This is a genomic window from Arenibaculum pallidiluteum, assembly GCF_017355985.1.
GTDB classification, from domain to species: domain Bacteria; phylum Pseudomonadota; class Alphaproteobacteria; order Azospirillales; family Azospirillaceae; genus Arenibaculum; species Arenibaculum pallidiluteum.
Genome location: NZ_JAFIQU010000031.1, coordinates 1 through 24,798 on the forward strand (window position 1 = coordinate 1; position 24,798 = coordinate 24,798).

At 67.2% G+C, this 24,798-nt stretch carries 21 protein-coding genes and 2 pseudogenes; 9 read left to right on the forward strand and 14 right to left on the reverse strand.

All coding sequences use genetic code 11. The features are described from left to right. Window positions 1-85: 85 nt before the first annotated feature. Window positions 86-649, reverse strand: coding sequence for an IS5 family transposase (locus JUB13_RS30620; RefSeq protein WP_207486060.1), 564 nt, complete (start codon window positions 647-649; stop codon window positions 86-88). A gap of 27 nt (window positions 650-676) precedes the next feature. Next, entirely contained in the window at window positions 677-889 is a 213-nt protein-coding gene (locus JUB13_RS30625) for a transposase (protein ID WP_207486061.1), read from the reverse strand. Window positions 890-1,088: 199 nt separating this feature from the next. Here JUB13_RS30625 and JUB13_RS30630 point away from each other — a divergent pair. The 3 genes and pseudogenes from JUB13_RS30630 to JUB13_RS30640 all read left to right on the forward strand — a co-directional run. Next, window positions 1,089-1,850: pseudogene (locus JUB13_RS30630) on the forward strand (APH(3'') family aminoglycoside O-phosphotransferase); the annotation flags it as partial. 59 nt (window positions 1,851-1,909) lie between these two features. Continuing rightward, window positions 1,910-2,494: a phosphotransferase gene (locus JUB13_RS30635; RefSeq protein ID WP_207486063.1), complete on the forward strand. Its 585-nt coding sequence runs from the start codon at window positions 1,910-1,912 to the stop codon at window positions 2,492-2,494. A gap of 129 nt (window positions 2,495-2,623) precedes the next feature. Beyond that, window positions 2,624-3,091, forward strand: a complete 468-nt coding sequence (locus JUB13_RS30640; RefSeq protein ID WP_207486064.1) for a MucR family transcriptional regulator — start codon at window positions 2,624-2,626, stop codon at window positions 3,089-3,091. Window positions 3,092-3,342: 251 nt separating this feature from the next. Here the strand turns inward: JUB13_RS30640 and JUB13_RS32175 are convergent, their stop codons facing one another. The 4 genes from JUB13_RS32175 to JUB13_RS32355 form a co-directional block, all read right to left on the reverse strand. After that, complete coding sequence (locus JUB13_RS32175; RefSeq protein ID WP_328703052.1) at window positions 3,343-4,968, reverse strand: ATP-binding protein; 1,626 nt, start codon at window positions 4,966-4,968, stop codon at window positions 3,343-3,345. After that, on the reverse strand, window positions 4,965-6,467 hold the full coding sequence (locus tag JUB13_RS30650) for an ATPase domain-containing protein (RefSeq protein WP_207486065.1): 1,503 nt from the start codon (window positions 6,465-6,467) through the stop codon (window positions 4,965-4,967). Before JUB13_RS30650 ends, JUB13_RS32175 begins: the two co-directional genes overlap by 4 nt. Next, the gene (locus tag JUB13_RS30655) at window positions 6,451-6,807 is read right to left on the reverse strand and encodes a HigA family addiction module antitoxin (protein WP_207486066.1); all 357 of its coding nucleotides are present in this window, start codon (window positions 6,805-6,807) and stop codon (window positions 6,451-6,453) included. Before JUB13_RS30655 ends, JUB13_RS30650 begins: the two co-directional genes overlap by 17 nt. A gap of 625 nt (window positions 6,808-7,432) precedes the next feature. Continuing rightward, window positions 7,433-9,523: a methyl-accepting chemotaxis protein gene (locus JUB13_RS32355; protein WP_236025350.1), complete on the reverse strand. Its 2,091-nt coding sequence runs from the start codon at window positions 9,521-9,523 to the stop codon at window positions 7,433-7,435. A gap of 331 nt (window positions 9,524-9,854) precedes the next feature. On the opposite strand from JUB13_RS32355, the pseudogene JUB13_RS31940 reads away from it, so the two are divergent. The 5 genes and pseudogenes from JUB13_RS31940 to JUB13_RS30680 all read left to right on the forward strand — a co-directional run. Further along, window positions 9,855-10,226, forward strand: a pseudogene (locus JUB13_RS31940) (GAF domain-containing protein); the annotation flags it as partial. Further along, a complete protein-coding gene (locus tag JUB13_RS31945) occupies window positions 10,227-10,601 on the forward strand; it encodes a histidine kinase dimerization/phosphoacceptor domain -containing protein (RefSeq protein WP_268914444.1) in 375 nt (124 codons plus the stop codon). It abuts the pseudogene before it with no gap. Continuing rightward, entirely contained in the window at window positions 10,586-10,885 is a 300-nt protein-coding gene (locus JUB13_RS30670) for an ATP-binding protein (protein ID WP_207486068.1), read from the forward strand. Before JUB13_RS31945 ends, JUB13_RS30670 begins: the two co-directional genes overlap by 16 nt. A 546-nt stretch (window positions 10,886-11,431) precedes the next feature. Continuing rightward, the gene (locus JUB13_RS30675; RefSeq protein ID WP_207486069.1) at window positions 11,432-11,842 is read left to right on the forward strand and encodes a response regulator; all 411 of its coding nucleotides are present in this window, start codon (window positions 11,432-11,434) and stop codon (window positions 11,840-11,842) included. An 824-nt stretch (window positions 11,843-12,666) separates the two neighbouring features. Continuing rightward, complete coding sequence (locus tag JUB13_RS30680; protein WP_207486070.1) at window positions 12,667-15,291, forward strand: PAS domain S-box protein; 2,625 nt, start codon at window positions 12,667-12,669, stop codon at window positions 15,289-15,291. A gap of 1,062 nt (window positions 15,292-16,353) precedes the next feature. Here JUB13_RS30680 and JUB13_RS30685 read toward each other — a convergent pair. Genes JUB13_RS30685 through JUB13_RS30700 form a run of 4 tightly spaced genes read right to left on the reverse strand, consistent with a single transcriptional unit; the run spans window position 16,354 to window position 20,961 of the window. Further along, entirely contained in the window at window positions 16,354-17,352 is a 999-nt protein-coding gene (locus JUB13_RS30685; protein WP_207486071.1) for a DUF4340 domain-containing protein, read from the reverse strand. A 19-nt stretch (window positions 17,353-17,371) separates the two neighbouring features. After that, window positions 17,372-19,252, reverse strand: coding sequence for a GldG family protein (locus JUB13_RS30690; protein WP_207486072.1), 1,881 nt, complete (start codon window positions 19,250-19,252; stop codon window positions 17,372-17,374). A 12-nt stretch (window positions 19,253-19,264) separates the two neighbouring features. Continuing rightward, a complete protein-coding gene (locus tag JUB13_RS30695; RefSeq protein ID WP_207486073.1) occupies window positions 19,265-19,999 on the reverse strand; it encodes an ABC transporter permease subunit in 735 nt (244 codons plus the stop codon). A gap of 11 nt (window positions 20,000-20,010) precedes the next feature. Next, window positions 20,011-20,961, reverse strand: a complete 951-nt coding sequence (locus tag JUB13_RS30700; protein ID WP_207486074.1) for an ABC transporter ATP-binding protein — start codon at window positions 20,959-20,961, stop codon at window positions 20,011-20,013. 385 nt (window positions 20,962-21,346) lie between these two features. Here JUB13_RS30700 and JUB13_RS30705 point away from each other — a divergent pair, with 385 nt between their 5' ends. Next, window positions 21,347-21,589, forward strand: a complete 243-nt coding sequence (locus JUB13_RS30705; RefSeq protein WP_207486075.1) for a hypothetical protein — start codon at window positions 21,347-21,349, stop codon at window positions 21,587-21,589. Window positions 21,590-21,792: 203 nt separating this feature from the next. Here JUB13_RS30705 and JUB13_RS30710 read toward each other — a convergent pair whose 3' ends face one another. The 4 genes from JUB13_RS30710 to JUB13_RS30725 all read right to left on the reverse strand — a co-directional run bounded on the left by JUB13_RS30710 (window position 21,793) and on the right by JUB13_RS30725 (window position 24,785). Next, window positions 21,793-22,284 carry an SRPBCC domain-containing protein gene (locus JUB13_RS30710; protein WP_207486076.1) on the reverse strand — a complete coding sequence of 164 codons (492 nt, stop codon included), beginning with the start codon at window positions 22,282-22,284 and terminating at the stop codon, window positions 21,793-21,795. 454 nt (window positions 22,285-22,738) lie between these two features. Beyond that, on the reverse strand, window positions 22,739-24,244 hold the full coding sequence (locus tag JUB13_RS30715) for a phospholipase D-like domain-containing protein (RefSeq protein WP_207486077.1): 1,506 nt from the start codon (window positions 24,242-24,244) through the stop codon (window positions 22,739-22,741). Next, window positions 24,241-24,510, reverse strand: a complete 270-nt coding sequence (locus JUB13_RS30720) for a DUF2934 domain-containing protein (protein WP_207486078.1) — start codon at window positions 24,508-24,510, stop codon at window positions 24,241-24,243. Before JUB13_RS30720 ends, JUB13_RS30715 begins: the two co-directional genes overlap by 4 nt. Window positions 24,511-24,521: 11 nt before the next feature. Beyond that, a complete protein-coding gene (locus tag JUB13_RS30725) occupies window positions 24,522-24,785 on the reverse strand; it encodes a hypothetical protein (RefSeq protein WP_207486079.1) in 264 nt (87 codons plus the stop codon). Window positions 24,786-24,798 lie beyond the last annotated feature (13 nt).

A 24,798-nucleotide genomic window follows, 5' to 3' on the forward strand; every position in this document is an offset into this window, starting at 1 on the left:
CATGACCGCCTCCGGCTCCGGCCATCTCCTGGGCAGGACAACAGGTCTTGCCTCGCCTAATTACGCAGGAACTGCCAAGGTAGTGCTAGGCCGTGTCGCCAAAGCTGCGTAACCAAACCATGAGCGAGGCGATCTGGACGAAAACGAGATAATGGGCATCGAGCTTGTCGTAGCGCGTCGCAACACGGCGGAACTGCTTCAGCTTCTCAACCAGGCGCTCGACGAGGTTGCGCCGCCGATAGGCATCGCGGTCGAAGTCCGGGTTTTCGGGCTGGTCGGCGCGACTTGGAATGATTGGCACAATCCACTTGCGGCGAAGCGCCTCCAGAAGCCATGCGGCCCAATACGCCTTATCCGCGATGACGCTCCTGGGCTTCCAACGTGGCCGTCCCTGTCGGCCGGTGCGTAGGGCTTCCTGCTTGAACAGCGGCTCGGCCCCGAGCAGGTCGTGGCGTTCGCCACCCGTCAGATGCAGTGCCACCGGACGCCCGTACGCGTCGGCGCGTAGGTGCAGCTTGGTCGAGAAGCCGCCGCGCGACCGGCCGAGCGTTTGCTCGCCCGCCGCCTTGCGCGCCCCGGCGGCATGGGCATGGTCGCGGATCACGCTGCTGTCGAGCATGTGCACATCGCAACCCGCATCCGTCGCCATGGCGGGCAGTTCCGCAACGACGCGGCCTCAGATCCGGGCGGCGGTCCAGCGTTGCAGACGCCGCCAAGCCGTGCGCCAGTTCATCAGGTCTGCGGGCAGATCGCGCCATGGTGAGCCGGTGCGGTCCAGCCAGAGGATGGCCTTGAGGAAGCGTCGACGATCGAGGGATGTCCGTCCTGTCCTGGGCTTTTGGGGTGGCAGCAACGGTGAAAGCCGACGCCACATGGTGTCGGAGATCATTGTCTTGGTCGTCACCCGGTCCAGATGCGATCAGCCCGGCTCGGCGTCAGCCCCTTGGCTACGCGGCGTAGCCTCTCGGGCAATCCGAAACTCCGACCTACATGTCTCCCGCTGCGCAAGTATGATGCTGGGAGCGATTGACCGTCGACGGGGAAGGACAAGGTTGTCTCGGGCTTTCGGTTTGCTTAGCCGCGAGCGCATGGCCTGGGTGCCGGTGAGGACCGGCGAGTCGGGCGATCGCGTCTACCGGCGGGAGGATGGACTCGCCTACGCCAAGATCGTGTCGGCTCAGCGATCTGGAGGCCTTGCCGGCGAGCGCGACCGGCTCGCGTGGCTCCATGCGCTGGGTTTTGACAGCCCCGAGGTCGTCGACTGGCGCGAAGCCGAGGATGGCGCGTGCCTGATCATGAGGGCCGTCCCCGGCGTTCCGGCGAGCGAGCTCTCAGGCTCCGATCTGCTCAGGGCCTGGCCGTCGATCGTTCGGCAGATCGGAGCTCTCCATGAGCTTGCAGTCGACCGATGTCCCTTTGATCGCGGTCTGTCGCTCATGTTCGGGCTGGCCGCGGATGTCGTCGCCCGCAATGCCGTCAATCCCGAGTTCCTGCCGCCGGAGGACCGGACGCTGCCGGCGGCCGACCTGCTGGCGAGGATCGCCGACGAGTTCCCGGTCCGGCTCGTGCAGGAGGCGGCTGACCGCGTCGTCTGCCACGGCGACGCCTGCATGCCGAACATCATGGTCGACCCGGAGACACTCCGGTGCACCGGCCTGATCGACCTCGGCCGGCTCGGAAGGGCGGACCGCTACGCCGATCTCGCCCTGATGATTGCGAACGCCGGCGAAAGCTGGGCGTCGCCGGGTGAAGGCGACGAGGCCTTTGCGATCCTGTTCGACACCCTCGGGGTGGAAGCCCCGGACAGGGAGCGCCTGGCCTTCTACCTGAGGCTCGATCCGCTGACCTGGGCCGCACCGGCCGGGAACGGCATCGAGGACCCCGCACAGGCCGAGCCGGACCGATCTGCATGACCAGCGGCCAGCGACCCGAGACCGACTATCGTTCGATCATCGTCGGAGCGTTTCCAGACCTGCACGGCTCGACCTTCTCGCTTGTCACGCAGGGCTGGCACTCGGTGGCGGTGGATGTCGACGACCAGCTGATCTTCAAGTTCCCGAGGCATGACGTCGCCCGGGCGGCGCTGCTGAAGGAGGCGGCGCTCCTCAGGATCATCCGTCGGGCCGTGCGTTTGCCGGTTCCGGACTTGACCCTCCACGACGGCCCACCCGTCTTTTCGCGCCATCGAAAGCTGAAGGGCGGCTACCTCTTAGCGGAAGTCTACGAAGGTCTCGAGGAAGCCGCCCGTGCTCGACTTGGCGCTGCCCTGGGTGGCTTCTACCGCGACCTGCATGCTCTCGACCCGGACGTCATGACCGCCTGCGGCGCCACACCGGTTCAGTCCTGGCAGCCACCGGAAGCCATCCGGCGCCGGGCCGTTCCGTTGCTGCCGGAGAAGCTGCGGGGCTGGGCCAAGACGGCGATCGACGCCTGTGACCGTTCACTTCTACTGACGTGGTCGAGGCGAAGGCGTCATGCGAGCCCTCAGGCGTGACGCAAAGCCGGGCGTCGTGGTTGCGCGGCTGGCGCAGGTCAGGAGCAGGGGGGTGCTTCCGATCAGAAGCTTCTTGCCTACAGGTCAGCTCGGATTCATTGTCCCTATCCTTCGAAAGGAGATGCCTGAATGTCGCCCGACGAGTCCGCCCAGTCTGCCGCTCCCGACCTCATTGCCCTGACGGCCGAGATCACTGCAGCCTACCTACGCGGCAATGCCATCCCGGCGCCGGAGCTGCCTGATGTGATCACTGCGGTGTTCGCGTCGCTCAAGGGGCTCGGCCAGGCGGAACCGGTCGAGAAGGCCCAGGAGCCCGCCGTGCCGATCAAGCGCTCGGTCACTCCGTCCGCGATCGCCTGCCTGGAGTGCGGGAAGAAGCAGAAGATGCTGAAGCGGCATCTGATCGCGGCGCATGGCATGGGTCCCCAGGGCTACCGGGCGAAGTGGGGCCTGCCCGCGGAGTACCCGATGACCGCTCCGGCCTATGCCGCGCAGCGCTCCGAACTCGCCAAGGCCACCGGCCTCGGCAAGCGTCCGCGGGACAAGGCGAAGCAGCGCCGGTCGAGCACGCGGGGAAGAGCGGCCAAGGCTTCGTAACGGCAGGTTTGCCGTACGCCGCCGCATCGCGGTACCCGTGAGCGGCGTCCCCGTTCAGGGCATCCCGGCGATCGGGTCCGCGATGCTTGCCTGTTCGTTCGAGAGCCAGGAGGGGCAGAAGGCCGCCACCGAGAACAGAAGCAGGGGAGCGGGGACAGCAGGGCCCTGATGAGGGACTCGTTCCGGCGACATGCGGCTTCGCTTTGCCTGTGTCGTCCGTCGGCGCCTGACCGTCGATGACGTTCAGGGTCTCAGGGCGAGCGGCGGAACCCGTCGAGAAGGGCTTCGACCAGCGGCTCGATCTGGTAGGGCTTCGCCAGAACCCTGAACCGGCCGCCGACGGCCGCGACGTCCTCGCTGTACCCGGTCGCCAGCAGCACCGGCAGCTCGGGATGGCGCCGTCGGGCTTCGAGCGCCAGCTCGACGCCATTCATCCCAGGCATCACGACATCTGTGAACAGAAGGTCCGGAGCCTCCCGCTCGAGCGCGGCAAGCGCCTCCTCTGCGTTCACCGCACGTTGCACGACGAAGCCCGCCTCCTCCAAGGCCGTGCCAACAATGCCAGCGACAAGTGGATCATCCTCCACCATCAGGATCCGCCTCCCCGCGGCCTCGTCGGGCGCCGAGGGGGGCACAGTGGTCTCCACCGCCGGCACCTCGGCCGAGCGCGGCAGCAGCAGCGTCACAGTAGTTCCCCGGCCTGGCGCGCTCTCGATCTCGACGACGCCTCCCGACTGCCGTGCGAAGCCGTGTACCTGGCTGAGGCCCAGGCCGGACCCCTTGCCAGCCGCCTTGGTCGTGAAGAAGGGCTCGAATACCCGCGCCAGCACCGCGGGCGGCATGCCGGTCCCGGTGTCGGACACGGTCAGACGGACGAAATCCCCGTCCACTCCTGCCGGGCTACCGGATGCGGCCGCCGCGTTCTGGGCCGCGATCGTGAGCTGCCCGCCCCCCGGCAGGGCGTCGCGGGCGTTCAAGGCCAGGTTCAGCACGGCCAGCTCGAACTGCGTGGGATCGACCTTGACCGGCCACAGACCGGGCTCGATCGCCACCTGCAGCTCGATGTCCGCCCGCAGCGCCCGGACGAGCAGCTCCGTCATCCCGAGCAGCTGGGCGCGGATGTCAGTCGGCTCCGGCCGCAGGGCCTCGCGCCGTGCGAAGCCCAGCAGCTGCTGTGTCAGCCGGGCGCCCCGATCGACGGCCTGCCGTCCGGCATCCAGCAGGGGTGCGATTTCCGGATCCTTCACTTTGCGATCGACCAGGCGCAGGCACGCCGCAAGCGCCTGAAGCAGATTGTTGAAATCGTGCACGACCCCGCCCGTGAGCTGGCCCAGGGCATCCATCTTCTGCAGCTGGCTTACGCGGGCCTCGGCCGCCAGCTTCTCGGCGACCTCCTCGGCGACGCGGCGTTCGAGCGTCGTGGCCAATTCGTGGAGTTCATCGAGCCGCGCCCGGGCTTCGTACTGCCGGCGCCGGCCGCGCAGGGCCGTCGTTGCCGCGCTGACGAGCGTGGACGGATGGAACGGCCGCTCCAGCAGCGCGACATTACCCAGCACGTGCTGAAGGCGCCGCAGCTCCGAGTTGCGCTCCAGTCCGCCGCCGCGCTCGGTCAGCAGCAGGAACGGGAAGTCGGACCAGGGCGGCTGCCGCTGCAGCCAAGCGCTCAGCGGGCGCAGATCGGCAGTGCGGAGAACCTCCTCCGTCAGCACCGCCAGCCCAGCGCCCCGCGCCACCTCCCGCAGCAACGCCGGCAGGTCGGGGCATGCTTCGGCCTCGAGGTTGGCCTCGCCGAGCAACGCCACGGCCACGGCGGCGTCGCGGCCGCGGGGCGCCAGGACGAGGACACGCTCGGGCGATAACGGTTCCCCGGTCGTCACGCCTCGTCGGCCCCGAAGGCGGGACCATTGCCGCGGCCGACCCAGGTCGGGATCCCCTGCAACACGCCTTGAAACTCATGCAGGGCGTTGCCGACGGTGATGCCCTCCCGTCCGATCCGGAACTCGCGGATCGTCGCCTCGTGCTCGCCGCTCCGCTTCTTTACCACCGAAACCGCGCGCCGGACCGCCCCGACTGCCTCGAAGTAGCGCAAAAGGATCACCGTGTCGGCAAGATAGGTCATGTCTACTGGCGCCTTCATGTCGCCCACAAGGCCGTGCTGGGCGACAGTCAGGAAGGTCGTGGCACTCTGGCGGTTGAGGTACTGGAGCAACTCGCGCAGGTGCAGCAGGAGGAAGGTCTCGTCCGGCATGGCCGCCTGATAGCCGTTCAGGCTGTCGATCACGACGGTGCGCACTCCGTCGCCGTTAACGCGGGCGCGGACCCTATGCGCGAATTCACCGGGCGACACCTCGGCCGCATCGACCTGTTCGACGAACATCCTGCCGGCCGCCTGCATCGCCGCGAGGTCGATGCCCAAAGCTCCAGCCCGGTCGAACAGCAGGCCGACGTCCTCCTCGAAGGCGAACAGGGCGGCGTGCTCGCCGCGCTCTACGGCGGCGGCGGCGAAGCACAGCGCGAACACCGATTTGCCGGTGCCGGCCGGGCCAAGGAGGATCGTGCTGGTGCCACGATCGACGCCGCCGCCCAGCAGGGCGTCGAGCCCGGTGATCCTGCTGGGCAGCCGATCGCGGGCGGCGCCCCCAGCCTTGTGCTCGGCGGCGACCAGGCGCGGGAACACCCGAAGGCCGCCGGTCTCAATCGTGAAGTCGTGCCAGCCCCAGCGGTAGCGGCGGGCGCGGTACTTGAGGACGCGCAGCCGACGCCGACCGGCGCCGTAGGCAGGAGCCATCTCCTCCAGGCGAACCACGCCGTGCGCGATGCTGTGCATGGTCCTGTCGTTCGGCTCCGCGGTCAGGTCGTCGAGCAGCAGAACGGTGGCGCCGTGGCGGGCGAAATAGTGCTTGAGCGCCAGGACCTGCCGGCGATACCGCAAGGATCCTTGGGCGAGCAGCCGGATTTCGGAGAGGCTGTCGATGACCACGCGTGAGGGCTTGGCGCGCTTCACCGCATCGAAGATCATCCGGGTGGTTTCGCCGAGCTCCAGGTCGGAGGAGTAAAGCAGGCTCTGCTGCTGCTCGGTGTCGAGCAGGCTTTCCGGCGGCACCAGCTCGAAGACCTCGACGCCGTCCAGTGACCAGCCGTGCGAGGCCGCGGTCTCGCGCAGCTCGTGCGTGGTCTCGGAGAGCGTGACGTAGAGGCCCACCTCGCCCCGGGCAGCGCCTTCCAGCAGGAACTGGAGCGCCGCAGTGGTCTTGCCGCTGCCGGGGGTGCCCTCCAGCAGGTAGATGCGGTCGCGGACGAGGCCGCCGCCGAGCACGTCGTCGAGTTCGGCGATGCCGGTTCCGGCCTGCGCGGTCGTGTCAGGGCCTTGTGCCATGGGACCGTCCGATCTCCGTTAGCAGCGTGTCGGGAAGCGTATGGGCGGGGATCTTGGAAAGTTCGTCGGCCAGGGCGTTCTCGGCATCCCGGAGATCGCAGGCCATCTGCAGGCCGAGCCAGAAGTCAGGCCTCGTGCCAGACAGGCGTCCGAGCCGCACGGCCATCTCGGGCGAGACGGCGGCCGTTCCCGCGAGGATCTTGTGGAGCGACTGGCGGGTGACCCCCAGCTCGCGGGACGCGCGAGAGACCGAGAGACCGAGCTGCGGCAGGACCTGCTCGCGCAGCACCGTGCCGGGGCGTGGCGGCGAGTGGTGGGGTATGCTTAGTTTGCGGGGCATTCGGGGGCTCACGCTGCGGCCAATGGCCATCTGTAAGCCCATGGACTACATCTGGCAAGTTTGACCCACGCTAGATCGGGAACGTCATGTCATAGGACACCGCTCCGACCGATCCCGCTCGCCGTAGCTAATGTGAGCCAGTTGCGATGATTGCGAGCGGCTACAGCTACGCGGCGACGAATGCCGCTCGATCAGCTGGCGCTGCGCGCGTGTCTCCATGCGCCAACCGGCGCCCGGTGTCTGCATGTGGCACTCCATCGCAGTGGTCCCGGCGCCAAGCAGGACCGGGACGCCTGTCATCCCCTCGCGATTGATTACGGCCGCTTCAACCGTTCTGCCGGGGTCAGGGATCGACACCGCGACGGGCCGGCAGGCTCTCGATCGCCGAGATCGTTTGCCGCAGGAGGAGTTCGGGGCAGCATTTGCCGATCAGGGCAGCGATCGGCACGCTTCCGGGAGTTGTGAAGTGGGACGTACAGTCCGCACCGCCAATACCCTCCGCAGGCGCTCCCGGGGCAAGGCGCCGCTCGGCGCGGGGAAGGTCCGGGGGACCTTCGCCCGGTGGGAGCCTCGCCCCGCAGTTCACGGGAGGGGATCGATCGGAGCCGAGGCTGAGGCGCACGACTCACGCGGCGCGGACGGTCGCGATAAAGCTTGCGACCTCGCGCCGCAGGGTCTCGGCCTCCTTGGACAGCCCGCCGGCGGCGCCGAGCACTTGGCTGGCAGCCGATCCCGTCTCCGCGGCCGCCTGGTTAACCCCGGAGATGTTGGACGAGACCTCCTGGGTCCCGCGAGCGGCCTGCTGCACGTTCGCGGAGATGTCCTGAGTCGCCGCCCCCTGCTGCTCGATCGCAGCTGCGATGGCGCCGGCGATCTCGTTCATGCGGGCGATCGTCTCCTCGATGCCCTCGACCGCGGCCTTCGCCCCGCCGGTCGCCGCCTGGATCTCCTGGACCTTCCCCTGGATCTCCTCGGTCGCCCGGGCCGTCTGGGTGGCCAGTGCCTTGACCTCGCTGGCCACAACCGCGAAGCCTTTCCCGGCGTCCCCGGCGCGGGCGGCCTCGATCGTCGCGTTCAGCGCCAGCAGGTTCGTCTGGCCTGCAATTGAGTTGATCAGCTCGACCACCGCGCCGATCTGGCGCGAGGCCTCGACCAGCCCGGAAATTGTTTCGGAAGTGCGCCGAGTCTCCTGCACGGCTTGGCTGGCGATCGTGCTCGACGCCGCGACTTGGCGGCCGATCTCCTGGATCGAGGCCGAGAGCTCCTCCGTCGCGGTGGCGACTGTCTGGACATTGGCCGAGGCCTGCTCCGAGGCCGAGGCAACGGCCATGGCCTGCCGGCTCGCCTGCTCGGCCGTCGCCGACATGGCCGTCGCCGCCCCCTGCATTTCCGTCGCCGACGACGCCACCGTTTCGACCACGCCCTTCACGCTCGCCTCGAAGGTGTCCGCGAGCTTCAGCATTGCCGCACGACGCTCAGCCTCGGCACTGGCCTTCGCCGCCTCATGAGCGGCTGCGAGCCGCTCGTTCTCGATCATGTTGGCCTTGAACACCTGCACCGCATCGGCCATGCGCCCGATCTCGTCCCGCCGCCCGGCGCCGGGAACGGAGACGGTCTTGTCGCCGGCGGCGAGCCGCCCCATCGCGTCCGTCATTCCGGTGAGGGGCCCGACGATCCGCCGTGCGACGACCCAGAGGCTGCCCAGCGCCAGGGCCAATCCGACCAGAAGCATGGCCCCGTTCACCATCACTCCCGATGAACTCCGGGCCACGGCTTCCGACGCCTGCGCGCGCGCCTGCGCGCCGATCGCATCGGCAAGCTTCAGCACGGTGTCGATCGCCGTCGTCGCGCGCGTGACATAGTCCTCTGCCGAGATCCTGTAGCTGCCGGAGACGCCGTCGGCGAAGACGGCATCCCTCAGGGTTTCGTATGGACCGAAGTACGCAGCCTCCACACCGGCGATCGCGCTCTTCAGCGCATCCGGGGTGTCGGCTCGCAGGCCGAGGGCACGCACAGCATCCCAGGCCAGCAACACGTGGCCGCGCGACCGGGAGACGGCGCGGACCTGTCCCAGATCGATCGGCTTTCCGGTGGCAATGAGCGCGCCGAAGGCCGCGCGTTCCCGTCCGGCGTTCTCGGCCATGTCTGTGACGAGGTGGCGGACCTGCGTGAGGAGCATCAGGTTCGCGTCCGGGGCGCCGCTCAGGGTCTCGACCGTGAGGCGCAGGTCCTGCGCCTTCTGGATGATGCCTGTGATCGCCGGGGCGAAATTTTTGACAATCTGAGGATCGCGAGCGGCACCCGGTTTCGCGAGGTTCTCGTCAACTTTCGCGCGGAGTTCGCGGAAGGCCCGGAAGGCGGCTTCCGCCTCGGCCAGCGGCCTTGCGGCCGCGCTGGCGGCCGGCAGGGCGCGAATCCGGTCCAGTGCGGATGTGAACGCCGGGTCGGCGGCCTCGCGTTGCTTCATGATCTGCGCACGGCGCTCGGCCGCGACGGGCTCGGCTCCGTTTAAGGGGGCGTTCGTCAGCCCGCGCTCGACGGCCCACTGGCCTGTGGTCCGGATCAGGAGTTCTGAGGCCTCGTTGACGGCCAGGAACGTCTCGGCTTCCTGCCGCTCCGCCACCGCCCGCAAAGTTCCGATTCCGCCGCCGATGACGACGAGTGTCGCGAGCGTCGCAACCGTTGTGAACAGCGTTGCCTTAAGCGTAACGACCATGATGCTGGACTCTCTCCCCCAGGTGCGCTCGAAACCCGATCCCGCGCATGGAACCGTCTGGCGCATCGCTACTTATGCGGTTCGAACCTTACTGCGTGATTAAGGACCGGGCAGTTTGGTTGCGCATTGTGCACATGCGCTGGGTGCGTGGCAGTAAGCGGAAATCGGGTGCGGCACTCCTGGGCGACTCTGAAAGGCCTTGCGGTTCGGGGCCGGAGGCGACACCTCTTAGCCGCCTGCCTAACCATCAATCGACCGAGCCCCCGCGTTTTGGGCGGATCCGGCGCCGGGACCGCCTTATTAGCCGTCCGACACGCCGCGCGAGCCCGCCTTCGACACCCTGGCCGATCTCGCGGCACGCGTCTGCCGCACGCCGATCGCCGTGGTCAACTTGATCGAAAGCCGCCGCCAATGGTTCAAGGCCGAGGTCGGCCTGGGCGTGCGCGAGACCCCGCTTAACGTCTCCATCTGTCGGCACTTCCTGCTCCGACCCGGTATCACCGTCGTTCCCGACACCTTGCAGGACGAGCGGCTGTGCTCTAATCCTCTGGTCGCGGCCGCCGATGGTCTGCGCTTCTATGCCGGCTGCTTGCTGCAGACCGCCGGCGGGCACGCGCTCGGGACGTTGTGCGTGCTCGATCGGCGGCCCCGCGACCTGGACGAGGACCAGCGCTTCGCGCTCCAGACACTGGCGGAGCAGGTCATGGCCCAGCTCGATCTGCGCCTCGCGCTTCGGCAGAAGAGTCGCCTCCTGGAGCACCAGGATCTTCTCCTCAAGGAGGTCAACCACCGCACCAAGAACAGCCTCCAGCTCATCGGGAGCATCATCACCCTCCAGCTCGGCTCCGTAGACGATCAGCTGGCCCGCGCAGCCCTGCTGAGCACGAGCAGCCGCATCCGCAGCATCGCCGCCGTGCACGAACGCCTTTATCGGGGGGGTCGGGTCGACGCCGTGGAACTCGGCACGTTGCTGCAGACTCTCGTCGCGGGGCTCGATCCTGCCCGACGGGATGTCTCGCTCAGCGTGGAGGTGGCTCCGGTGGCTACGCCCCCGATGTCGCGGTGCCGCTGGCGCTGATCGCCAACGAACTCGTCACGAACGCGCTGAAGTACGCCTATCCGGACCGGGCGGGAGGACCGGTGAGGATCGTCCTCGGCCGAACCGGGGATCGGATCGAGCTGGTCGTGCGCGACCGCGGCCAGGGCCTGCCCGCGGACTTTGCCGCGCGACAAAGCCGTTCCCTCGGAATGCGCATCATCCTGTCATTGCCGGAGCAGATCGGTGCCGAAGTTTGGATCGGCAATGCCGGCCCCGGAACGGAATGCCGTGTGGTCCTCCACGCGGGGACCGGTGGCGCCTGATGTCCATGGTCCGCGGGCCGATCCCGTCCGGGCGTCCCGGGGACCACGGCTGAAGGCGGAGCGAATCGCTCTTGGCGGGCACAGGTCAGTTGTCGCCGGGCCGAACGGCCGTGTGACGAAGGGTGCCTCCGGTCTAATCTCTCCTTGCCGAACACGACTCTCACGCCAAGGCCGTCACCCGTACGCACCAGAACGTGTCGCCCGCTCGATTCCTTCTAGCCGCGTTGCAGCGGCGGCACCCCTGCTTAGTGCTGCCGCTCACCGCCGCAGTTGCCACGGTGGCCATCCGCTCCGCCATGAAACGATGGCGCCGCGGGCTACGCGGATCATCGCCGGGATCGTGATCCACGCAGCAAGAACGGTCACCAGGATGCTTGCCCAGATTTGCCGGCGCTTCCCATGACCGGCCGAACCGACGGATCCCGTGACTGTACCGGATCGGTACTTGCGTTCCCGGCCGGGGTGACGAACGTCCCGGAACGCTGTTCTTCGCACCGGGCCGGCATCGCTGAATGCTGACATTACCAGGGCCAGGGGAATGCAGGCATGCTCAAGGTTGTCGTCGCCGAGGACGAGGCGCTGATCGCGCTCGACATCCAGGAGACGCTCGAGGCGGTGCTGGTTGAGGTCTGCGCGACTACGGACACGGCACCGGACGCTGTGCGGCTCGTCGAAGAACTGCGGCCAGACCTGGTCTTGATGGACGCCGATCTGGCGCACGGGACGGACGGTGTTGCAGCGGCCCGCGAGATCCGGGACCGCTGGGGGATCCCCGTCATCCTGCTCAGTGGTCGGGTCGGCCGGCGCGAGGCGGAGCAGGCCGGCGCCATCGGCTGGCTCCCCAAGCCCTTCACGCCCGCTGCCCTGATGCGCCTGCTCCAGGACATCGTGGCCCACCGCGGAACCGGCCTCGGAGACGCGGCGTCTATCATGCCAGCTGCCCGCGCCCGCCGGTAGTTCGCACCGCCCACTGCAGATTGCGCGTACGTGTAGTGTGGATCGAATCTGCGTCGTGGTGGCTGTGGGGAGATGCGCGCCTTAAGACCTGGCAGCCTGGTGCAGCTCGGATGCGCGAAGGGACTGGTCGTCGGCCGCGTCCTGGAGGCAGCACCTTCTTACGACGTGATGCTCACGGACGGCAGGGTCGCGGAGCGCGTTGACGCCGCGGATCTGAGACCTTGGCCCGACACCGAATGCGGGGGTAGGCACTTCTGAAAGCGGGGTGGGCCGTGGCGCACTTCCGGAGTGGACCTGAGCTCTTCCGGTGTCGATCCGAAGCAGCTCCGGCGCCTTCCGCCCCACAAGCGCATAAAGCTCAGGTGTTGGATGCGCTACTGCGCAGTAGTGCCGGCAACCAGCACCACGGTGAAGGTGACGCAGGTGCCGCTAGAATGGGATCGGACCTCCAACTCACCCCCGAGCTGCGCGACCAGGGACTGCGTCAGGCGCGATCCAAGCCAGCTTTTAGTCCGAGGTGGAAATCGTCACACACGCGGCCGGACCGGCACCCTCAAAAGAGAAAAGCAGAGAAGACTCGCCGAGTATCCCTTGCGGGCTAGATCTTGTCGGATAGCCATCGTAACAGCGGTCGCCTCGTTCCTCTGAGCTCGCGATTTAATCGAAGCTTCTGATATAATCGAAGCTTCTCCTTTTGATTCGACGAGCATACGGGCGGCTTGGAGGTGTCACCTGGTATGCCGATAGATTTCGAAGGCGACGAAAGCCGGACGGCTGCTCGGCGGAGGCTCTCCGGACTTCTTCGGCACTGCATTTCGGAGGAGATGCCGAACTCCGCATTCGATCGCCTGGTCACCTTGGCTGCGAAGCTGCTCGGAGCCTCAAAAGCATTCATCTCCCTCATAGATGAGAGCCAGCATTGGTTCATATGCAGCTACGGGGCGGGACCTCCCACTGTCGAAGCGATCCGCGCATCCTCCTTCTGCGCCCACGTCATTGAGACCCGCAGGGCGCTCGTCGTCTCCGATGCGCGAGAGGATCGGCGGTTCCAGGCCTCGCCCCTTGTCGGGAGAGAGCCATACATCCGGTTCTACGCGGGCGTTCCACTCATGATGCCCGAAGGCTACGCCATTGGGATCATCGGTGTCATGGATCCGGAGCCTCGTCCAAGCGTCCATTCTGGCGAAATAGCATTGCTCGAGGACGTTGCCGAGGCAGCGACTGCCGTGCTCGCGAATCATCTCAGGTCCGTCGAGGCTCTCCTGCGCAAAGAGGACGAGGTCAGGGAAAGTCGTGACCAGTTGCGTATGGCGATCGCCGCGGCCGATCTCGGGACATGGAGTGCTGATCCACGCGACGGCTCCATTGTCTTGTCCGATCGCGCCATGAGGATGCTGGGATTTCAGGCGGGCCAAACAGTCTCTTCGGCGAGCATTCTCCGACGCGTGCATCCCGGAGACAGGGATCATGTTACTCAGGCCCTTGGGCGAACATTCGACCCGTCCGGGGATGGCCAGTACAACTTGGCCTACCGAACCATTCATCCCGACGGTCGCGTACGCTGGGTTTCAGCCTATGGCCGGGCGCAGTTCGAGGGCACCGGGGAAAAGCGTCGCGCCATCCGATTCTCGGGGGCAATGGCGGACGTAACTGATCGCGAGGAACGGGCGCAATTCCTTCAAGGTGTCATGGATAGCCTGATCGCCTTCGTTGCCGTCCTTACGCCAGAAGGGACAGTCACCTATGCAAACCGACTCTGCTTCGAGATTTCCGGTTTCGCACCGGACCTAGCGATCGGGCGACACTTCGCCGACAGCCCATGGTTCTCCTATGACTCTGCGGTCTCCTCGCGCATCCGGGAAGCGGTGGCGCAAGCGCGTGCCGGCAAGACCGCACGTTTCGATATCAAGGCAAAGCTCGCGGGTGGGGAACTTCTCGACATCGAGTTTGCAATCGGGCCGATTTTCGGGGAACTAGAGGGGTTGCTAGTGGCCTCGGCCGTCGACATTTCCGAACGTGCGCGATACGAAGCGGCGCTGCGCGAGAGCGAAGAGCGCTTCCGCAATATGGCGGAGAATGCGCCGGTCGTCGTCTGGGTAACCGAGAGCGACAAATCCTGCTCTTATCTCAACCGGCAATGGACCGAGATTACAGGCCAGTCCATCGAGGATGCGCTCGGAATGGGTTGGTTAGAGCGCGTGCATCCTGACGACCGCATCCGCGTGGATGCCAGGGTCACCGATGCCAACGCAAAGGGTATTCCCTTCCGGCTCGACTACCGTCTAAAGCGCGCCGATGGAAGCTACGCCTGGGCCATTGACTCTGGGGCGCCGCGGATCGGGCCAAACGGCGAGCAACTTGGCTACATTGGGTCGGTCATCGACATCTCCGAGAGAAAGGCTGCTGAGGAGGCGCTGGAGGCGAACGAGGAGCGCCTCCGCGTCATGACCGACACCATGTCGGCGTTAGTCTGGGTCAGCGACAAAGATGGGAAGGCGATCGGATTCAACGATCGATGGTACGTATTCACCGGACTGACGCTGGAGCAGTCGCTTGGGGGCGGGTGGATGGAGGTCGTATATCCAGACGACCTTCAACGGGTGCAAGCGGCATGGAGCGATGCGCTGGCCGGGGGGAAAGCATATGAAATGGAACTCCGGTACCGCCGCCACGATGGCACCTACCGTTGGTTCCTGGTCCGTGCTGAACCGGTCCTCAATGCCGTTGGGATGATCCTTGAGTGGATCGGAACCAGTACGGACGTCCACGAGCTGCGAACGACCCACGAGGCGCTGCAACGCGCGTTCGCCGAGAAAGACTTGCTGCTCCGGGAGGTGCACCACCGGGTCAAGAACAACCTGCAGGCCATTTGGGCTCTAATCCAGCTTGAAGCCATCCGGCTCAAGGATATTCCGGAGGGGCGGGATCGCCTGGAGGCGATTGGCGAACGCCTCGACGCCATGGGCCGCCTGCACCGCCATATCTACCAGTCCGCGGACCTGACGCGGGTGGCGTTGCAACCTTATCTTAAGCAGCTTGCGCTCGGACTTGTGGATCTGCACGGCCAAGTCGGCCGCGTCTCGACGGAGATTGCAGCGGAGCCGCTTGAGTGCGGGATAGACACGGCGTTTCCGTTAGGCCTCATTGCAAACGAAGTGATCACGAACAGTCTCAAACACGCATTTCCGGGGAATCGCCTAGGCAAAATCCGATTGAGCCTTTGGCGGACTCCGAGCGACAACGTCGAACTGATCGTGACTGATGATGGTATCGGTCTGCCATCGGACATCCAGTCCGTAGAGGCCTCCATGACCACTGGCATAGTCCTAATTCAATCCTTGGCCAGTCAGTTGGATGCGGAGTGGTCCATGGAAACTGGGGAGGGAACCACCTTTCGGCTGGTCATGCACAGAGCTCCTTTCCACGCCACCTCGGCAATCTCAGATTGAGTGTGCGGCGTCGGGGGCAGCAGCTGCGGCACAGCGCATGGGCATCCATCGATGGACCGGTCCGACTGGGTCCTGGTTCGCGATGCGCGGATCAGGACCATCCTGGCAAGCCGGTGGGCGCTCCCGTCCCTGGCGCCTCAGGACGGGGCGGCCGCAGAACACTGCAGGCGTGAGAAAGGCTCGTCAAACCCTGCTGCGCATCTACCCACGGCCCCCGCGGACACGCACCGGCACGGGGCTTTCTGTCTCAACAGAGGCCGGGCCGCTGGCATCCGCCTTCAGCACGGTTACGATTACGTCCAGCCGCGCCTGAGTCCGCACGAGTTGCGCAACAAGCTTGACTGCGAGCTTGTATAGGGCCTCCCGTGAGGCGTCTTCGGTCTCGATCATGACGCGGTACCACCTCGCAGGAAGGGGCCCCCGGTCGCGTGCCGATCCGGGGCGCAGTGCAGCGCTGTTCTAGATGTACGAGGAACGCCAGGAATACCCTCTCTAGGCAGAAAACGAGGATGGGACAAAATGCCCTCGAGTCACTTTAAAATTCCGAACAGCCGAATATAGCAGCGACGTTAGGTGTAATAGCCGAAGCTAGCTTGTGATCCGAGTCACCGATGACCTATATTCTTCGTACATATATATGATGGAGCCTTTCGGTCAGGGTGCGGCTTGGAGCGTCCGCATACTCGGAAAGCCGTGCGATCGTTGAGGCGGCTGAATTCATCGACAGCTGTCGATCTTTTCCCATTTCCGGCTCAGAATTGGGAAGACGATGCTTATCTCCCGGCTATACCGCCGGCTCGCCGACGACCTCACGAGTGAAAGCATAGGCTCTGGTATCGAACTCGCTGCTGATGGACTCTGGTGCGGCGAGAACGCTGCGCTGGCTCACACCACGTCGGGCACGCCAGGCCTGCAAAGCTCATGCGAGGTGTCATCCATGTGGCGGGAGGGTTAGTGTCACTGGATGAAACACTGGGAACACGCACGATGCGGACACGATGTCGTGCCCGCATCCTCGCCAATTCACACGATTTTCCGTCGGCGCAGGTAGGGAAATCCACCTCAGGAATTGGGAAGATTGAGCTTCTCGGGTGTGGTCATCAGCAGATCGGCCTTCCAGCGTGGCAGCCTGAAGGCGAAGCCCGAGGTCCGCTTCGCGATCGCCGCGGCGGCATCCTGCCCCGCCGGCTCGCTCGCCTCGGCTGCCACGGTCACCCAGCCCTCGCCGTCGGATCCGGCCGGGGTCAGGCGCAGCCGCACGCCTTCCGCGGTTTCCAGCACGGCGCCGCGGACCGTCGCATCGGCCGGCTGGCCGGCCGGGCGCACATCGTCGATGCTCAACCGCTCAACCAGCGCGAAGAGCCGGTCGGCCTCACTCTCATTGACGGCCGAGCCGTCGGCCAGGCGAGGTTTACCCTCGGGTCCGCGCACCAGCGCGATGCCTGCGGCCTGGCCGCCCTCGATCGTGACCCTTGCCACCTGCTGCGCCGGGATATCGAGGATCTGCCGATCCGTCCAGGCTACGGCCTCCGCCGGCAGCGGGGCTTTCCCCTCGACGAGCCACGCCTTGGTCGAGCCCGCCTCGCGGATGTAGAGGCCGCCGGTGCCGCTCGCCGTGTAGTCGGCGCGGCCGAGCACGATATCTGCCACGACGGAGCCGTCGGCCCGTTCGAGCCGCACGCCGCGGCCCTTGGCTTCCGCCCCGGTGGGATCCTGCAGGTCGAGCCGGGCTAACCGGTCGACGCGGTCGGTCTTGCCCTCGAGGACGGTGAGCCGGGCCAGGCCGCCCACGAGCTCGCGCACGACGTCCAGACGGACCGGATAGTTCCCCTTGTCGGCCAGCACCCAGCCTTCGGGCGTGCGCTGGAGCGTGTATGTGGCGCCGCCCGCGGTCACCGTGATGCGGCCGACCTCGTTCGCCGCGCGTGCGAGCGCGGGCAGGAAGCGCTCGCCCGAGCGCTCCTCGGGAGTGTTCGGAGCCTGCGTCGCGACTGCCCATGCCGCCGTCGCAACCGCGATCACGGTCGCGACCACCAGGGCTGCCAGGGATCTTGGTGTCATCTCGGTTGCCTCCCTGCCGTCATGCCGTCCGAACCGCCGCCCGGCTGCGCCAGGGCCGCCACAGCGCCGCCGCCAGCGCCGCCAACGCCACTGCCGCGGGCACGGCGCCGATGTTGAGCGCCGCGAGCCGCGTCTCGAGATCCTCGATGTCGCGGCGCAGCGCATGCTGGACGTCGCGGAGCTGGGCGCGGGTCTCCAGCATCTCGGCGCGGAAGGATTCGATGGCGGCCTGCTGTTCCTCCGTCAGGATCGTCTGGTCGCCGGCCCCGCCGTCGCGGGCGAGGTTGGCGAGCTTCTCCTCGGTCTCCTTGAGCTTGGCCGTCAGCTCCTGCTCGGTGGCGCGGTAGCGGCGCTCGGCCTCGGCTTCGATGGCCTGAACGCGCTCGAAGGGCCGGTGCGACAGCCCGCGTCCGCGCAGGCCGACCAGCGCGTCGCCGCCGGCGAGCGTCTCCAGCGCATTCACGACGAAGTCGCCGTTGTTGGCGTAAGGCACGGCCACGCGCTGGCCGAGTACGTTGCGCTGGCTGAGCCAGGTGCGGTCGGACAGCAGGTCGGCATCGCCCACCAGGATCAGGTTCGCGGGCTTCTCGGACCGGGCGATGGGCGCTCCGTCGGGCGCGCCCTCGGGTCGGCCGGAGGTGAAGGCCGAGGACAGCGTGCCGGTCAGCCGCGCCGCCAGCACCAGCGGCTTGCCCTCGGGTCGATAGTCCCGCAGCAGCTCGGCGGGATCTTGGTTGTCACGCACCTTGGCCGCATCGATGAGGGCCGCGTCTGGGCTCGTGACGGCGAGCGGCGTCAGCGTCGCCCCGCCACCCCCGCCGCTCTCAAGGCTGAAAGCGCCGGCGCTCGCGACTGTGAGGGTCGTGAGTTGGCCGGTGACCGCGTCGTTCCGGTCCAGCGCCTCCTCGGGCAGGCTCAGCCACGCCACGTAGGGGGCGAGGACGGGGCGGCCGCCGACCACGGCCTGCACCTGCATCGCGCGGGAGCGGTCGGCCACGACCTTGTCTCCGGTGAACCGCACGCCCCAGGCGGTCAGCAGCCTGTCCAGGCTCGACGCCGTATCGGGGAGCGGCATGCCGCGCGGGCCCTCCTGGGCCTCGGCATAGGGGTCGAGGACCAGCATCGTCCGGCCCCCGCGCATCACGTGCTGGTCGATGGCGTAGAGCGTCTTGTCGCCGAGCGCTTGGGGATGGACCACCATCAGCACGGCCGTCTCGCGCGGGATCTCGGCGACGTCACCGCCGAGCGTGCGCACGTCGAAGAGCTGGCGCATCTGTTCCAGCACCTGCCACGGCTGGTATCCCGTCGACGGGCCGCCGGCGAGGCCAAGCCCGTCGATCAGCGACAGCACCGGCTTCCCGGGATTGGCGAGCGTATGGACGAGGCGCGTCAGATCGTATTCCAGAAAGGTCTCGCGCTCGGGGGAGAAGAAGTCGATCACCTGCCGGTCGTCGGTGCTGTTGCTCGCCGCCAGGCCGAAGAAGGCGCGGTCGCCCTGGGCGTTGATGGGCGCGCCCTTGAGCCCGAAGGCGACCGCGCGGTCCTCCTCCGGCGAGAAGGGCCGTGGGTCGATGACGTCGAGCCTGATCCGGTCGTGCGAGAGCGCCGCGTAGGTCTCCAGCATCTGCCGGACGCGGTCGGCGTAGGAGGCAAGCTGCGGCGCCTCCCGGAGCAGCGCCGAGGACAGGTAGAGGCGCAGGCGCAGCGGCTCCTCGAGCGTGGCCAGCGTCTTCCGCGTGCCCTCGGAGAGCGTGTAGAGCCCGCGCTCGGTCAAATCCAGGCGGGTGTCGCGCAGCAGCACGGAGCCTGCCAGGTTCACGGCCAGGAACAGCACCGCAGCGAGCGCGAGGCCGCCGATCGCGAGCCAGCCGCGCTCGATCCGCTCAAGTCTCTCGAACATGCGATCCTCCCCTCAGCGCGCCTTCTTGAGCTCGACGAAGATCGCGTTGGCGAAGAGGCTCAACGCGATCAGCGAGCCGAAGTAGAGGAGGCTCCGTGCCTCCAGGACACCCTTGGTGATCTGCCCGAAATGGGTCAGGAAGCTGAGCGAGGCCACGAAGTCCACGACCGCGGGTGGCGCCCAGGGCCGGAACGCGCCCAGCACCAGGTCCAGGCCGCTCATCAGCAGCAGGAAGCCGCAGGCGGCCCCCACCACGAAGGCGATCACCTGGTTCTTCGTCAGTGCCGAGACGGCGGCCGCGAGGGCCAGCAGGGCGCCCGCCATCAGCCAGCTTCCGATGTAGCTGGCCGCGATCACGCCGTTGTCGGGGTCGCCGAGATAATTGACCGTCAGCCACATGGGCAGCGTGAGCGCCAGCGCTACGGCGGCAAAGGCCCAGCCCGCCAGGAACTTGCCGACAACGACCTCGCCCGTGCGCACGGGCAGTGTCATCAGCAGCTCGATCGTGCCGCTCCGGCGCTCCTCGGCCCAGAGCCGCATGCCCAGCGCCGGGATCAGGATCAGGAACAGCCACGGGTGGAAGACGAAGAAGGGCTCCAGGTCGGCCTCGCCGCGCGTAAAGAAGCGGCCGAGATGGAAGGCCAGGCCCGCGGCGAGGGCCAGGAAGATCACCAGGAAGACGGCGGCGAGCGGGGTCGAGAAATAGGCCGCGAACTCGCGCCGGAAAACGATCAGCGTGTTGCGCATCGATCCCTCCCTCAGCCGGCCGTGATCTGCCGGAAGACCTCGTCCAGGCGCGGCCGCTCGACATGCAGGTCTTCAAGCGCCACACCGTCGCGCACCAGCGCCGCGCCGACCGCGCCCAGGATCTCGTTGCCGTTGGCTGGGCCTTCGGCGGGAACGACCCGCAGGTTGGCGACGCCGTTGACCCGCCCCGCGACCTCGACCTGCTCGACGCCCGGAATGGCGCCCAGCAGGGCAAGCGCCTGCTCATGCGCATCGGCCCGTACCGTGATCGCGACCGTCGGCCTGCGCGAGGCCCGTGCCAGCAACGCGGCGGGTGTTTCGTCGGCGAGCACGCGGCCGCGCGCGATAATGATGGCGCGCGTGCACACGGCCTCGACCTCTTCGAGGATGTGGGTCGAGACGATGATCGCCTTCCGCGCCGCCATGGAGCGGATCAGCTCGCGCACCTCGTGCTTCTGGTTGGGGTCAAGCCCGTCGGTGGGCTCGTCGAGGATCAGCGCCTCGGGGTCGTGGACCAGCGCCTGGGCGATACCGACACGGCGCTTGTAGCCCTTGGACAGCGTCTCGATGCGCTGGTCGAGGACATGGCCGAGCTGCATCTGCTCGACGACCTCGCCAATCCGCCGCGACCGATCCTTGCCGTCAAGGCCGCGCAATGCGGCCACGAAGTCGAGAAAGGCTCCGACGCGCATGTCGCCATAGGCGGGCGCGCCCTCGGGCAGGTAGCCGAGCCGCGCCTTGACGGCGATGGGATCCCTGCGGACGTCGTGCCCGCCGACCCGGGCCGTGCCGGTGGTCGGCGGCAGGAAGCCCGCGATCATCTTCATGGTGGTCGACTTACCGGCGCCGTTGGGGCCGAGGAAGCCGACGACCTCCCCCCGGTCCACCGCGAACGACACGCCGGCGACGGCCTGCAGCGTCCCGAAACGCTTGCCGAGGCCAATGGCTTCGATCATAGCCATCGCAGCATCCCCCTTGAAACCTCCCTGTGCTCACGATCCGCGCAGGATCGGGCTGCTCTGACCGGAAGGGAGGTGGGATGCGGGAGCCGGTATGGTCCTCATAGCCACATCCTCCGGGGAGCAACATGGATACGAGCCGTGGGCCTGTGCGGCCGCCGAGCCCCGTGCGGGCACTCGGCGCATTTCGAGGTAATCACGCGCGATCCGCCGTCAAGAAGACCCGGAATACGTTTTTCTGATTAATCCTGAAGTGTGAGCATGCCGTGGCGCCGGCGCCGGTCTGGCGCACCTTGAAGCGGCAAGATTGTGCATCCAGATCCAATTGTCGCGGACTGCGGCGACGCTGTCGCGCCGCGGCTCCGCAAGTCATCGGAGGAGGAAGGACATGGTACGCAGTGCCGCTGCCCTCGCCGCCGTGCTGGTGGCGACCCCGGCCTTTGCCGAGGGTGGTTGCCCGGAGTTTCCCGCTAGCGTGCTACGCTCGGGTATCACGGCGCCGCTTCCTGCATACCTGATGGAAGTGGCGGACAGTGTCGTGGATAGTCGGCTCGTGACGCTGCGGACGGAGGCGGTCGAGCAGGTTGCCGACACCCGGGGTGAAACCGGAACCAAGCTTGACGGGCAATGATCCAGGTAAGGATCGTCTGCGGCATCTTACTCCCGGCCTAAGTCGATTCGCTCGTCGTTTGCTGGAGGTTTCGGGTGAGCCGCCGCGCGCTCTCGTCCGAAACCTCCGCTGTTCTCTTGCGTGTGGCATGAGCCCTACGGGTCGGACCGCAATGGTCTCCCGGCTCTATTTCTGGGGAGCCACCGGACCGGGAGGGCGCCTGCTCATCCCACAGATGACTTCATCCCGGCGAGGTGGTCATGGAGCTGATCAAGAGTTGAGTTGACGCCGAAAACGTAGCCGGCGCCGATATGCGCGCTCCGCGTGGCGACGGATTCGAAGAGGCTGCGGATGGTCAGTGCCGTTCTTCCATCCGTTTCGTCGAAGGTGGCCGTTACGATTATCCTTCCGGCTCCAAGCTCTCCGACACCACTGTCATAGACGATCTTCCGGTCCGGGACGATCTCAAGGTATTCGCCACCGAACGGCGCGACCTGGCTGCCGTCGGGGGCGGCGGCCGAGTAGCGGAACCGGCCGCCGACCCGGAAGTCCGCCTCGGCCGTGGTGACTAGCCATCCCTTCGGTCCGAACCATTTCGCAACGTGTTCCGGCTGTGTGAAGGCTGTGAACAGCACGTGCGCTGGCACGTCGAAGTCCCGCGTGGCGACGACTTCGCGGTCCGCGATCAGCACATCGGCTCCCTCACTCCTCCGCATGGCATTCTCCCTTGCTTGCGCGTGCCTGAATTCTTCGAGCGAAGTCTTGGATGTGACAGTGGACACCTCTCTGGACCAGCGCTGGACCGTGGCGGTGGGGACGATCCGCCCGCCACCTGACCGTCAGCCCTGGTCCGAGGGGATGGGGAGCAGAACGAGAGCGCCTCCCCCTCGCGTTGGCGCAGGACGAGGGGGCGTTCCTTGTCCGCCTTGCGCACCTCTTCGACGGCCTTCGCCAGAGCGGCCGGGCGCTTAACGGCCCGCCCATTGGCCCAGGTCACTATGTCGAACTGCCTTAGCCCCGGTCCTATACGCAGCCTGCTTCCACACCCCACCCAGAGCGGGGGCGCCAGCAGGAAGGGCGACACCACGGCGACGGGCATCGCGATCGCCATGGCGAGCGGATAGGGGAAAGGGCCGTGGCTACGCCACGGATCATTGATCGGCCGCGATCTCATGCGGCCTTCCCGTTCCGCCACAGGAGCCGCGACCAAGGCGGGACGGCCTCCAGGATCAGCTCTGCGGGGTCAACAGGGTGGTCAGGGTCGAAGACCCGTGTCTCCGGAACCCAGGACCCCGTCGTGCGATCAGAGAGCCGGAGCGGCCTCAGCGTGCGCTCACCGCCACGCAGCCATTCGATCGCGCCGATCAGGCTTCCCGTCCTGCTAATTGCCGCCGCCACGTCCCCTGGCCGGCATCCCAGATGCTCGGACAGCAGGCGGTTCCGGACGCCGGTTACCGCCACGGCAATATCGGCTCGTTCCTGCGCCTCGACGGCGATGTCGCACTCGGTGTCGAGGCCCATGGAACGGTTCGCCAGATTCGAGGAGCCGATCCGCAGCAGGGCGTCGTCGACGACCATGACCTTTGAATGGAGGTTCACGCGCGTGCCATCCGGCCCCACGGGATGAAACACGGCAAGCCGCCTGTGCCGGTCCGCCGCGCGGAGCCGTTGCAGCAGACGGGCGCGCGCAACTCCCATTGTCGGTTCCTCGAGCCAGCCGGAGGCGCGCAGGGGCACCACGAGCACGACCTCGGGGCCGCGGTGGCCGGACAGGCTTTCGACGAGCGCTTCGGCGATGCTGTCCGAGGTGAGGTACTGGTTCTCGATATAGACATGCCGCTTTGCCTGGCGCAGGCTCTCGAGATACAGGCGCTCGACCTCCCGCGCTCCGGGCGCGCCGGCCCAGGCCGGCTCCGTGCGGGCGACCCCGACCTCGATGTCGCCCATGTCCGGCAGCAGCCACTCCGGCCAAGGATCACTGGCTCCCTCGGGAGCAACGAGCGCCACGCCCGTGGCCCTGCGCCAACGCTCCCGGGCAAGGTCCCCCAAGGCCGTCGCAGCCGCGTCGTCCACAGCGACCTGCACGTCGTGGAATGGTCCGTAGATCCGACCGGCGGGGTTCACGCGCCGCGGATCTTCCGGCCGGTGCTCCGGCGTGTCCCAGCGGTTTGCCGACACGTCGAGCCCGCCACAGAAGGCGATGCGATCATCGATTACGACCACCTTCTGGTGATGCGACGCCACCGGCGGGTGCGTGTCGTCAAGCCGGAAGGTGATGCGCGGGTGCCGGTTCCACGGCAGCAGCAGCGTGGGAGGGAACTCGCGTTCCAGCGCGAAGAGCACTGAGTGTTTCCACGCCAGTATGCGCACCTCAAGCGCGGGCTTGCGACGCACCGCCTCTAGCAGCAGGTCAGCCAGGCAACTCGGCCATCCATCGCCGGCATCGTTTCCTGGGAAAAGATCGGTACGCGCGTGGAACTCCCAGGCGAGGATCATGATGCTGCGCTCGGCGCGGATGATGGCCGAGCGCAGCGCCCGGAAATAGGCATCGCCGTCCACCAGCACGGCCAGGCGTCTGGCGTGCGCGCGGCGCCAGCAGGTCTCGCCCGGACGCAGAAGCGAGGCTGTGCCAGACCCCGTCGTCAGAGTGTCCGTGACTGCTTTACTGCCGGTCATGCCCTGCCGGCTCCCGCTTGGACGGTGCACCACTGCCGCCGACGCGGCGGCAGGATCTCAAGGGCCTGGTCCGGCGACCAGCCCCGCAGGCGGGCGCCACGCAGTTGTCCTGATGGTCCCCGCGGGCGCCGCTTGGCATGCCCGGCCTCGCGCAGGTCCGCCAGGGCCTGGAGCCAGTGCGCCTCGGCACGACCATGCGGGCGTCCCTCGCGCTCCCAGATGCTGTAGGCGTGCTCGCGCACGCGTTGTTCCAGTTCGGGAGACATACCGGCCTCCATCAGCGGGCATCCGAGCCGGAAAGCCGGCTCGAGCCAAGGCCGACCAGCGGGGTCGATGCCGGCGGGTCGCTGGCGGGGAAGGTCAGCTCGAGCGCGAGATCCAGAGGGTCCGCGTTCGTTCGGTCCGGGCGGGACAAGGCCATTGCGGAATCCGGAAGAACCCCGGTCGAGGGCTCCGCCAGGGCCGTGAGAGCGTATGGGCGGTCCGCTCGGATCTGCAGCTCGTCGATGTGCGTTTCGGGGATGGTTCGAGATTGGCTCATAGCCATATCCTCC